At 59.7% G+C, this 12,328-nt stretch carries 4 protein-coding genes and 1 tRNA gene; 3 read left to right on the top strand and 2 right to left on the bottom strand.

All coding sequences use genetic code 11. The annotated features are described in order from the left end of the window. The first annotated feature begins 17 nt into the window (after positions 1–17). The 3 genes from BN5935_RS07675 (at position 18) to BN5935_RS07665 (ending at position 3,878) form a co-directional block, all read left to right on the top strand. A tRNA-Arg gene (locus BN5935_RS07675) sits at positions 18–89 on the top strand. Positions 90–275: 186 nt separating this feature from the next. After that, a complete protein-coding gene (locus BN5935_RS07670) occupies positions 276–1,481 on the top strand; it encodes an L-serine ammonia-lyase, iron-sulfur-dependent, subunit alpha (protein ID WP_064975583.1) in 1,206 nt (401 codons plus the stop codon). 129 nt (positions 1,482–1,610) lie between these two features. Continuing rightward, positions 1,611–3,878: a pectate lyase family protein gene (locus BN5935_RS07665; protein WP_082944060.1), complete on the top strand. Its 2,268-nt coding sequence runs from the start codon at positions 1,611–1,613 to the stop codon at positions 3,876–3,878. 89 nt (positions 3,879–3,967) lie between these two features. Here BN5935_RS07665 and rpoC read toward each other — a convergent pair whose 3' ends face one another. Together rpoC and rpoB are read right to left on the bottom strand one after the other, a co-directional pair. Then, a complete protein-coding gene (rpoC, locus tag BN5935_RS07660) occupies positions 3,968–8,227 on the bottom strand; it encodes a DNA-directed RNA polymerase subunit beta' (protein WP_064975581.1) in 4,260 nt (1,419 codons plus the stop codon). A gap of 36 nt (positions 8,228–8,263) precedes the next feature. Further along, positions 8,264–12,124 carry a DNA-directed RNA polymerase subunit beta gene (gene rpoB / locus BN5935_RS07655; protein WP_064975580.1) on the bottom strand — a complete coding sequence of 1,287 codons (3,861 nt, stop codon included), beginning with the start codon at positions 12,122–12,124 and terminating at the stop codon, positions 8,264–8,266. Positions 12,125–12,328 lie beyond the last annotated feature (204 nt).

The following is a 12,328-nucleotide window of genomic DNA, read 5'->3' as shown; positions in this document are numbered from 1 at the left end:
GCGCCGCATTGTTTAACGGCTCCATAGTTCAAGGGATAGAACGAGGGTTTCCTAAACCCTAAATTCGCGTTCGAGTCGCGGTGGGGCTACAAGAAAAGGAGGAATTAATATTCCTCCTTTTCTTGTAGCCCCTTGGGCCCATACAGACAATCCCCCTAAATCCCCCTTTGAAAAGGGAGACTTCCGCACATCTGCGCAGTGTAAAAAGTGAGAAACGTTTATTCCTCCTTTTCTTGTAGAATTTTACCTATCTTTACTCCCGTAAAATCACGATTATGGAATCGCTCAAAGAACTCTATAAGATCGGCAGCGGCCCTTCGAGCAGCCACACGATGGGTCCCAAGCGGGCCGCGGAACGCTTCGCGGAGCGGTGCAGCGACGTCGACGCCTACCGCGTGACGCTCTACGGATCGCTCGCGGCCACGGGCAAAGGCCACCTCACGGACGTAGCCATCCTTTCGGTGCTCGAACCCACAGCCCCGACCGAGATCGTCTGGAAACCCGAGATCGTACTCCCCTTCCACCCCAACGGCATGCTGTTCGAGGGACTGAAAGCCGGCAAGGTCGTCGATTCGTGGACGATATACAGCGTCGGCGGCGGTGCGCTCGCCAACGAGACTTCGCATCAGGAGGTCCCCGCAAGCATCTACCCCATGTCCACCATCACGGAAATCCAGCAATGGTGCGCCCGCGAAGGCAAGACCTACTGGGAGTATGTGAACGACTGCGAGGGTCCCGAAATATGGGACTACCTCGACCGGATATGGACCGTAATGTGCGAGACCATCCAGCGGGGCCTGAACAACGACGGCGTTCTGCCCGGCGGCCTGAAGGTCGCCCGCAAGGCCTCGACCTATTGGGTCAAGTCGAAAAGCTACACCGATTCGCTGAACTCCCGTGCCAAGATTTACGCCTACGCGCTGGCAACCTCCGAGGAGAACGCTTCGGGCGGCACCGTAGTGACGGCCCCGACGTGCGGATCGAGCGGCGTCGTACCGGCTGTGCTCTACCACCTCGCCACCTCGCGCGATTTCCTGCGCATCCGCATCCTGCGGGCACTGGCCACGGCCGGACTGTTCGGCAACGTCGCCAAGACCAACTCCTCGATCTCGGGCGCCGAGGTCGGCTGTCAGGGCGAAGTCGGCGTGGCGTGCGCCATGGCTGCCGCAGCAGCCTGCCAGCTCTTCGGCGGCACCCCTTCGCAGATCGAATACGCCGCCGAGATGGGGCTCGAACACCATCTGGGCCTCACATGCGACCCCGTGTGCGGACTGGTGCAGGTCCCCTGCATCGAGCGCAACGCCATCGCCGCAGCCCGCGCCCTCGATGCCAACATCTACGCCACGCTCTCCGACGGACGCCATCTGGTCTCCTACGACAAGGTCGTGGAGGTGATGAACGAGACGGGACACAACCTCCCGAGCCTCTACCGCGAGACCTCCGAGGGCGGACTGGCCCGACGCTACGAACCCAAGAAATAGACGCATCCCGGCGGGATTCCGACCCGCTGCGACAATTTTTCCTTGTAAACGGATAGAATTTCCCCGCCGGATAACCTCCGGCGGGTTAATTTTGTTATCGGCAACATCAACCTAAAACCATAAGACCCTATGAAACGATTTCTACTGCTCATGCTGGCCGTTCCGCTGCTCGGCGGAGGATGCAGCGACGACAAGACCGAAGATCCCGGGACAACACCGCCTGCGACGACTCCCGCGGGGACTAAGGAAGACCCCCTCCTCGTCGGCAACCTCGACGGCATCGACGGGAAAAGCGAGGTGTGGATCAAAGGCTACATCGTCGGCGCCGAAGCCGCTGTCACCACGATGTCGGTCGGTTCCGACACCCCATCGCGCAGCAACATCCTGCTGGCATCGAAGGCCAACGAGTACCGTCCCGAAAAGTGCGTTCGCGTAGAACTGCCGGAGGGCTCCGAGATTCAGGCCTGCCTGAACGTCGTCGACCACCCCGAACTCATCGGCCGGAAAGTCCTGATCCATGCCGACATCGTCGCAGAAGGAGGCTCTGTCCGCATTGCCAACATCACCGAGCAGGAGGGCGGCGGCAAACCGGTCGAGAACCCCGGTCCGGACCCGGAACCCGACCCCGATCCGGACGTTCCGACGCCACCCGTCACGGGCAACGTCGAACTGGACAAACTTTATGGCTATGCCGAAGGCACGACGGGCGGCGCCGCAGCCACCGAGGCCAACATACACCATTTCAACGACGGCAACAAATTCTGCGAATGGCTCAAACTGCGCGAGAAGAACAAGAGCGAGGTTCCGGCCATTGTCTGGCTGAGCGGCAAATTCACCAAGGAGAACGGCCGCGACAGCGGTTCGCCTTGGTTCGACATCAAAGACACGAAGAACATCACGGTTTGCGGCACCGACGATTTCCGGATGGAGAATATCGGATTCTTCCTCAAAAGGGCCTCGAACATCGTCATCCGCAATATCTACATCAAAATGCCCAAAGCCGACAACGGTGCCGACGGTATCTCGATGCAGGAAACCGAAAAGGTCTGGGTAGACCATTGTACCTTCGAGTCGATGAACCAGACCAAGGACTATGAGGACGGTTCGTGCGACGTGACGCACCAGAGTTGTAACGTCACCGTATCGTGGTGCCACTTCATCAAGACCCAGAAATCGTGTCTTGTGGGCCATTCGAACAGCCAGACGGCGGACTCGAAGATCACCGTGACGTTCCACCACAACTTCTTCGACCTGTCGAGTTCGCGCCACCCGCGCGTCCGCTTCGGCCGCGCCCACGTCTACAACAACTACTTCAACCAAGTGACCACCTACGGTGTCGGCAGTGCCTACGGAGCGATGGTGCTCGTCGAGGACAACTGCTTCGAGGGGGTGAAACTGCCTACCGACATCTGTACCTTCCCGGCCAAGCCGAGCGGCAGCAGTTGGGTCTCGAACCTACAGGGATCGGAAGCCGGATACCTCTACGAACGCGGCAATGTCTTCAACAACATACCCGCCGACATCACGTCGCCCTACCCCTTCACCAACGTGGAGTACAAAGCCTACAACGGCGCAAAACTCGCGACTCCGTACACCTACGAAGATTTCAAACCCGCGTACGGCTACATCGTCGACGATGCCGAACGGCTCGCGGAGATCATACCCTCGGCTGCCGGAGTGGGCAAGCTGACGGGTTACGCCACAGCTCCGAAAGAGGTTGACAACGGCGGCATCTCGGGCGGCGGCACGGACCCCGATCCGGGAACCGATCCTGACCCCACGCCCGGCGGCAGCGACCTCGGCAACGGCTGGACGTTGCTTTCCAACGGCACGACCCCTGCAACAGCCGTCTGCGACGGGAGCCGGCTGACACTCACGGCCTGCGGCAAATTCGAAAGCGGCGCACAGAGCTTCGGATTCGTCTATCGGGAGGTTACGGGCGATTTCGTGGCGACCGCACAGGTCGACTCCTTTTCCGCCCTGAAAGAAACCAATCAGGCATTGGCCGGCCTGCTGGTCACTCCCGACGTGACAACAGCATCGGGCGGCGATTTCATCCACGCCATGGCGGCCCGAAGCCTCTCGGGGTTCTACTACTCCAACCGGAGCGAAGCCGCCGGAAAAGGTAACAAGGGTGCATTAGGCGCTCCGGACGCCACAACCGAAGGGGCAAAACCCATCGTGCGACTCGTACGCGCAGGCGACAAATTCTCCGTTTCCTATTCGCTCGACGGAGGCGCGACGTTCGGTGCGGAGAAGTCCGTAACCATCAGCGGACTTCCCGAGGACGGGAAGTTGCTACTCGGCCTTGCGGCCAACAGCGGCGACAGCAAGAAAACCTCGGAAGCCGTTTTCAGCGACATGAAAATCAACGGCCAGTCCGTCGCCTTCGAGTAGCCGGCCGATTCCCAATGAAAAAGCCCCTCCCGAACGGGAGGGGCTTTTTCGATATATCCGGAGCGGGATTACTCCACACCCATCGCAACTTACTGCGCCTGCTGGAGCGACTCCAGTTCGGCTTTCGAACCGACCACGAGGTCGTCGTAGTCGCGAAGGCCCGTACCGCCGGGGATCAGGTGACCGCAGATCACGTTCTCCTTCAGGTTCTCCAGCGGATCGACCTTGGCCTGAATGGCCGCCTCGTTCAGAACCTTGGTGGTCTCTTGGAAGGAAGCCGCCGAGATGAAGCTCGAGGTTTGCAGTGCGGCGCGGGTGATACCCTGCAACACCTGAGTCGAGGTTGCGGGCACGATGTCGCGCACCTGAACCGGACGCTGGTCGCGGCGCTTGAGGCTCGAATTCTCGTCGCGCAGCTTACGCAGCGACACGATCTGTCCGGGCTGCAGCGTCGTCGAGTCGCCGGCATCGGTCACGACCACCTTGTCGTAGAGTTCGTCGTTCACGTCCATGAACTCCCACTTGTCGATTATCTGGTCCTCGAAGAAACGGGTGTCTCCCGGGTCCTCGATCTTCACCTTGTTCATCATCTGGCGGACGATGACCTCGAAATGCTTGTCGTTGATCTTCACACCCTGCATGCGGTATACCTCCTGCACCTCGTTGACGATGTACTCCTGCACCTTCGTCGGGCCGAGGATATTGAGGATGTCGCTCGGAGTGATCGCGCCGTCCGACAGCGGGCTGCCGGCCTTCACATAATCGTTCTCCTGCACGATGATCTGGCGCGACAGGGGCACCAGATAACGCTTCACGTCACCCTGCTTCGAGGTGATGATGATCTCGCGGTTACCGCGCTTGATCTTGCCGAACGACACCTCGCCGTCGATCTCCGAGACGATGGCGGGGTTCGACGGGTTGCGGGCCTCGAAGAGCTCCGTAACACGCGGCAGACCGCCGGTGATGTCGCCGCCCGACTTGCCGACGGCACGCGGAATCTTGATCAGGATATCGCCGGCCTTGATCTTGGCGTTGTCCTTCACCACGACGTGAGCGCCCACGGGCAGGTTGTACTGCTTGACCTCGAGGCCCTCCTTGTCGACGATCTTGATGACGGGGTTCTTGGTCTTGTCTTTCGACTCGATGACGACCTTCTCCGAAAGACCCGTCTGCTCGTCGCGCTCGTCGCGGTAGGTGATACCCTCGATGACGCTGTCGTAAACGGCACGGCCCTCGAACTCCGAAATGATAACGGCGTTGTACGGGTCCCACTCGCAGATCAGGTCGCCCTTCTTGACCTCGGCGCCGTCCGCCATGAAGAGCGTCGCGCCGTAAGGCAGGTTGTGCGTATAGAGTACGATCTCGGTCTTGGGATCGACGATGCGGAATTCCGACTGACGCGAAATCACGATGTCGATCGCCTCGCCGGCCGCATTCTTGCCCTTGACGGTACGCAGCTCGTCGATCTCCAGACGTCCCTCGTATTTCGAAACGACGTTGGTCTCGACAGCCGTGCCGCCGGCCACACCGCCGACGTGGAACGTACGCAGGGTCAACTGCGTACCCGGCTCGCCGATGGACTGTGCGGCGATCACGCCGACAACTTCGCCCTTCTGAACCATGCGGGCCGTAGCCAGATTGCGGCCGTAGCACTTCGCGCAGACGCCGCGGCGCGACTCGCAGGTCAGCACCGAACGGATTTCGACGGACTCCAGCGGCGACTTCTCGATGGCTTCAGCGATGGGTTCGGTGATCTCCTCACCGGCCTTGCAGATCACCTCGCCCGTCAGCGGGTGGATCACGTCGTTCAGGGCCACGCGGCCCAGAATACGGTCGTAGAGCGTCTGCACCACGTCGTCGTTGCGCTTGATGGCCGTAGCCGTCAGGCCGCGCAGCGTGCCGCAGTCCTTCTCGTTGATGATGACGTCCTGCGCCACGTCCACCAGACGGCGCGTCAGATAACCGGCGTCGGCCGTCTTCAGGGCGGTATCGGCAAGACCCTTACGGGCACCGTGGGTCGAGATGAAGTACTCGAGCACCGAAAGTCCCTCCTTGAAGTTCGAGAGGATCGGGTTCTCGATGACCTGCTGGCCACCCTCGACACCCGATTTCTGCGGCTTGGCCATCAGACCGCGCATACCGCTCAACTGACGGATCTGCTCCTTCGAACCACGGGCTCCGGAGTCGAGCATCATGTACACCGGGTTGAAACCGTCGTTGTCCTTGATCAGCGTTTCGATCACAACCTTCGTCAGCTTGGTATTGATGTTCGTCCAGACATCGATGATCTGGTTGTAACGCTCGTTGTTGGTGATCAGACCCATGTTGTAGTCCTCCATGATGGCGTCCGAACGTTCGTAACCCTCCTGCACGAGTTTCTCCTTCTCTTCGGGGATAATCACGGCATCGAGGTTGAACGACAGACCGCCCTTGAAGGCCATCTGATAACCCATGTTCTTGATATCGTCGAGGAATGCGGCCACCTTGTCGGCACCGGCCTTCTTCATCACGACGGCAATGATATCGCGCAGCGAACGCTTCGTCAGAATCTCATTGATATATCCTACCTCCTTGGGAACCACTTGGTTGAAGAGAATGCGGCCGATGGTCGTCTCCTTCAGCACGCGCACCTCGTTGCCCTGCTCGTCCAGATCGTCGACCATGCACTTCACAATGGCGTGCAGGTCGGCCCGGCCCTCGTTGTAGGCGATGATCGCCTCCTCGGCGCCGTAGAACACCCGGCCTTCGCCCTTCACGCCCCTGCGGGGCTTGGTGATGTAGTAAAGACCGAGGACCATGTCCTGCGAAGGCACCGTGATAGGCGCACCGTTCGCGGGATTGAGGACGTTGTGCGAACCCAGCATCAGCAACTGGGCCTCCAGAATGGCGGCATTGCCCAGCGGCAGGTGCACGGCCATCTGGTCGCCGTCGAAGTCGGCGTTGAACGCCGTACAGGCCAGCGGGTGCAACTGCATGGCCTTACCCTCGATCAGCTTGGGCTGGAACGCCTGAATACCCAGTCGGTGCAGCGTCGGGGCGCGGTTCATCAGCACGGGGTGTCCCTTGATGACGTTCTCCAGAATGCCCCAGATCACGGGGTCCTTGCGGTCGATGATCTTCTTGGCCGACTTCACCGTCTTGACGATGCCGCGCTCGATGAGCTTGCGGATCACGAACGGCTTGTACAGCTCGGCAGCCATGTCCTTCGGAATACCCATCTCGTGCATCTTCAGCTCGGGGCCGACGACAATGACCGAACGGGCCGAATAGTCGACACGCTTACCCAGCAGGTTCTGACGGAAACGGCCCTGCTTGCCCTTGAGCGAATCCGACAGCGACTTGAGCGGACGGTTCGACTCGTTCTTCACGGCGTTCGACTTGCGCGAGTTGTCGAACAGCGAGTCGACAGCCTCCTGCAACATACGCTTCTCGTTGCGCAGAATCACCTCCGGGGCCTTGATCTCGATCAGGCGCTTGAGGCGGTTGTTGCGGATGATGACACGACGGTAGAGGTCGTTCAGGTCCGACGTGGCGAAACGTCCGCCGTCCAGCGGCACCAGCGGGCGCAGCTCGGGCGGGATCACCGGAATCACGTTCAGCACCATCCACTCGGGCTTGTTCTTGCCCTCCGAAGCGCGGAACGACTCGATGACGTTCAGACACTTCAGCGCCTCGGACTTACGCTGCTGCGAGGTCTCGGTCGAGGCCTTATGGCGCAGCGAATAGGACATCGAGTCGAGCTCCACCTGCTTCAGCAGCGTGTAGACCGCCTCGGCGCCCATCATGGCGACGAACTTGTTGGGGTCCGAATCGTCGAGCGACTGGTTGCCCTTGGGCAGCGCGGCCACGACGTCGAGGTACTCCTTCTCCGAAAGCGTGGCCAGACGCTCGATGCCCTGCTCGGAAGCGGCACCGGCATTGATCACGACATAGCGCTCGTAGTAGATGATCGCCTCGAGCTTCTTCGACGGGATACCTAACAGGTAGCCGATCTTCGAAGGCAGCGAGCGGAAATACCAGATATGCACCACCGGAACCACCAGCGAGATGTGTCCCATGCGTTCACGGCGCACCTTCTTCTCGGTCACCTCCACGCCGCAGCGGTCGCAGACGATGCCTTTGTAACGGATGCGCTTGTACTTACCGCAATGGCACTCGTAATCCTTCACCGGACCGAAAATCCGCTCGCAGAACAGACCGTCGCGCTCGGGCTTGTAGGTACGGTAGTTAATGGTTTCGGGCTTCAGCACCTCGCCGCTCGACTGGGCCAGAATCTCCTCGGGGGAGGCCAGGCCGATCGAAATCCGGCTGTAACCATTATTCGGTTTATTGTCTTTGGTAATTGACATATTTGTTCTCGTTTTTCTTTTCCTCTTAAATACACCTTACTCGAGCTTCACCGACAGGGCCAGACCGCGCAGCTCGTGCAGCAGCACGTTCATGGCCTCGGGAATACCCGGCTTGGGCAGGTTCTCGCCCTTGACGATGGCCTCGTATGCCTTGGCACGTCCCATCACGTCGTCGGACTTGATCGTCAGAATCTCCTGCAGGATGTTGGCGGCACCGAAGCCTTCGAGCGCCCAAACCTCCATCTCACCGAAACGCTGACCGCCGAACTGCGCCTTACCGCCGAGCGGCTGCTGGGTGATGAGCGAGTAGGGACCGATCGAACGCGCGTGCATCTTGTCGTCGATCATGTGGCCCAGCTTGAGCATGTAGATCACACCCACCGTGGCCGGCTGGTCGAACATCTCGCCCGTACCGCCGTCGTAGAGATAGGTGCGGCCGCTGTGCGGAATGCCCGCCTGCGCCGTGTACTCGTTGATCTGGTCGAGCGAAGCGCCGTCGAAGATCGGCGTTGCGAACTTCAGCCCCAGCTCGCGGCCGGCCCATCCGAGCACGGTCTCGTAAATCTGGCCGAGGTTCATTCGCGAAGGCACACCCAGCGGGTTCAGGCAGATGTCGACGATGGTTCCGTCCTCGAGGAACGGCATGTCCTCGTCGCGCACGATACGGGCCACGATACCCTTGTTACCGTGGCGTCCGGCCATCTTGTCGCCCACCTTCAGCTTACGCTTCTTGGCGATGTAGACCTTGGCCATCTGGATAACGCCCGTCTGCGGGAGCTCGTCGCCGTTGGTGATGTTGTACTTCTCACGCTTGATGGCGGCGTCGGCCTTCTTCCACTCGATGGTGTAATTATTAATGGTAGCCTCGATCAGCGCATCGGTATGCGCGTCGCCCGTCCAGTTGCACGAGCCGAGATTGAGATAGCCCATCACCACGCCGGTCTTCTCGTCCGTCGACTTGCGGGCGATCTCCTCCAGCATCTTCTGCGAGAACTTCGTACCCGCGGGGTACAGTTCCACGCCGAAGTAGTCGGTGACTCCCGTCGTGGCCTTGCCCTGAAGCAGCGTCCACAGCTTCGTGACCAGCCGCTTCGTGAGCTCTGCGATCTCGGCCGAGAACTTCTCGTCGAGCTTGTCGAGCTGCGCCTTCTCGGCGCTCTTGCCCTTCTTGCCCTCCTTGTTGGCGCGGCTGTAGAGCTTGGTGTCGATCACCACGCCGTGCAGCGATGGCTGGGCTTTCAGCGAAGCGTCCTTCACGTCGCCGGCCTTGTCGCCGAAGATCGCGCGAAGCAGCTTCTCCTCGGGCGAAGGATCGCTCTCGCCCTTCGGGGTGATCTTACCGATCAGGATGTCGCCCGGGTGGATATTGGCGCCGATACGGACGATACCGTTGGCGTCGAGGTCCTTCGTGGCGTCCTCCGAAACGTTGGGAATGTCCGAGGTGAGCTCCTCGACACCGCGCTTGGTGTCGCGGACCTCCATGATGTATTCGTCGACATGCACCGAGGTGAAGATGTCCTCACGCTGGATGCGCTCCGAAATCACGATGGCGTCCTCGAAGTTGTAACCCTTCCAAGGCATGAACGCCACCTTCAGGTTGCGGCCCAGAGCCAGCTCACCGTGCTGCGTCGAGTAACCCTCGGTCAGAATCTGTCCCTTCACGACCTTGTCGCCCGTCAACACCGCAGGTTTCAGCGTCACCGAAGTGTTCTGGTTCGTCCGGCGGTAGCGCGGCAGTTCGTAAGTCGTAATTTCGGGAGCGAACGAAGCGAGAATCTCGTCCTCCGTGCGCTCGTATTTGATCTGGATCTTCGTCGCATCGGCAAAAGTAACCTCGCCGTCGCCCTCGGCCACAATCTGGATGCGGCTGTCGGTGATCATGTCCTTCTCGATACCCGTGCCGACGATCGGGGCCTCCGAAGTCACCAGAGGCACGGCCTGGCGCATCATGTTCGAGCCCATCAGCGCGCGGTTGGCGTCGTCGTGCTCGAGGAACGGGATGAGGCTCGCGGCGATCGAGGCGATCTGGTTCGGAGCCACGTCCATCAGGTCCACCTCCGAGGCCGTAACCACCGGGAAATCGGCGCCTTCACGCGCCTTGATGCGGTCGGGCTCCAAGAAGTTGCCCTCCCCGTCGATCGGGGTGTTGGCCTGTGCAGCCACCAGATCCTCCTCCTCTTCGGCCGAGTAGTAGCGGATATGCGAATTGTCCATATCTACCTTGCCGTTCTCGACACGGCGGTACGGCGTCTCGATGAATCCCATCGGGGAGATCTTCGCATAGACGCACAACGACGAAATCAAACCGATGTTCGGGCCTTCCGGCGACTCGATCGGACAGAGGCGTCCGTAATGCGTATAGTGCACGTCTCGCACCTCGAAACCGGCGCGGTCACGCGACAGACCGCCGGGGCCGAGGGCCGACAGACGGCGCTTGTGCGTGATCTCGGCCAGCGGGTTGATCTGGTCCATGAACTGCGAGAGCTGCGAGGTGCCGAAGAACGAGTTGATCACCGACGAAAGGGTCTTGGCGTTGATCAGGTCCACCGGCGTGAACACCTCGTTGTCACGCACGTTCATGCGCTCGCGGATCGTACGCGCCATGCGCACGAAACCTACCGAGAACTGATTCGACAACTGCTCGCCCACGGTGCGGACACGGCGGTTCGACAGGTGGTCGATATCGTCGACGTCGGCCTTCGAGTTGATCAGTTGGATCAGGTATTTGATGATGGCGATGATGTCCTCGCGCGTCAGCGTGCGGATCGCCGGATCGATGTCCAGATCCAGCTTCTTGTTGATGCGGTAACGGCCCACATCGCCCAAATCGTAGCGTTTGTCCGAGAAGAAGAGCTTCTCGATGACGTCGCGCGCCGTCGCCTCATCGGGCGGCTCCGAAGCGCGCAGTTGCCTGTAAATGTAGACCACGGCCTCCTTCTCGGAGTTGCAGGGGTCCTTCTGCAGGGTATTGTAAATGATCGAGAAGTCGATGCCCGAGAGATTCTCCTTGTGCAGGAGGATCGTCTTGGCGCCGCTCTCGAGGATCTCGTCGATATGACTCTCCTCGAGGACCGTTTCGCGGTCCACGATGACGTTGTTTCGTTCGATGGAAACCACCTCGCCCGTATCCTCGTCCACAAAGTCCTCGACCCACGTCGAGAGCACCCTCGCAGCCAGCTTGCGGCCTACGGCTTTCTTGAGGTTGGCTTTGTTGACCTTCACCTCGTCTGCAAGGTCGAAGATCTCGAGAATCTGCTGGTCCGCCTCGTAGCCGATGGCACGCAGCAGCGTGGTGACAGGCAGCTTCTTCTTACGGTCGATGTAAGCGTACATCACGTTGTTGATGTCCGTAGCGAACTCGATCCACGAACCCTTGAACGGAATGATTCGCGCCGAGTAGAGCTTGGTGCCGTTGGTGTGCATGCTCTGTCCGAAGAACACGCCCGGCGAACGGTGTAACTGGGATACGATGACACGCTCCGCGCCGTTGATGACGAACGTTCCGCGTTCGGTCATATAGGGGATCGTACCGAAGTAAACGTCCTGAACGACCACGCCGAAATCTTCGTGCTCGTCGTCCGTGCAGTAAAGTTTCAGCTTGGCTTTCAGCGGGACGCTGTACGTCAGACCGCGCTCCAGACACTCCTCGATCGAGTAGCGGGGCGGGTCGATATAGTAGTCGATGAACTCCAGAACGAAGTTGTTCCGGGTATCCGTGATGGGGAAATTTTCCTGAAAGACCTTGTACAGGCCCTCGTTCTTACGGTTTTCGGCCGTAGTGTCCATCTGGAAAAAGTCCCGGAATGATTTAAGCTGTATCTCCAGCAAATCCGGATAGGGCACCCGGTTTATGACTGTCGAAAAGCTAATTCTCTGTTGTGTTTTTGCTGCGGACATCGTAAAATCCAAATTAGTTGAAGTGTAATGGGTTACGCTCCCCAAAATTGCGGGCCTTCTATCCCGCCAATGCCCCCGTATTCAGGCGTCCTTCGCCCCGGGAGCATTTTCTTCCAAAAACCGGACACAGCTCCTGATCGGCACTTCCAGTCTTTAGACCAAGAAAAGGCATAGAGCTAACACCTCCGGTTAGCCCTATACCTG

The organism is Alistipes provencensis (assembly GCF_900083545.1).
In the GTDB taxonomy this organism is placed as follows: domain Bacteria; phylum Bacteroidota; class Bacteroidia; order Bacteroidales; family Rikenellaceae; genus Alistipes; species Alistipes provencensis.
Note: the sequence above shows the minus strand (reverse complement) of the source record. Positions and strands in the feature narration are given on the sequence as shown.

Excerpts from the sequence above, each read along its gene's own strand:
- BN5935_RS07670 (WP_064975583.1), top strand. The coding sequence starts at position 276 with ATGGAATCGCTCAAAGAACTCTATAAGATCGGCAGCGGCCCTTCGAGC.
- rpoC (WP_064975581.1), bottom strand. The coding sequence starts at position 8,227 with ATGTCAATTACCAAAGACAATAAACCGAATAATGGTTACAGCCGGATT.
- BN5935_RS07665 (WP_082944060.1), top strand. The coding sequence starts at position 1,611 with ATGAAACGATTTCTACTGCTCATGCTGGCCGTTCCGCTGCTCGGCGGA.
- rpoB (WP_064975580.1), bottom strand. The coding sequence starts at position 12,124 with ATGTCCGCAGCAAAAACACAACAGAGAATTAGCTTTTCGACAGTCATA.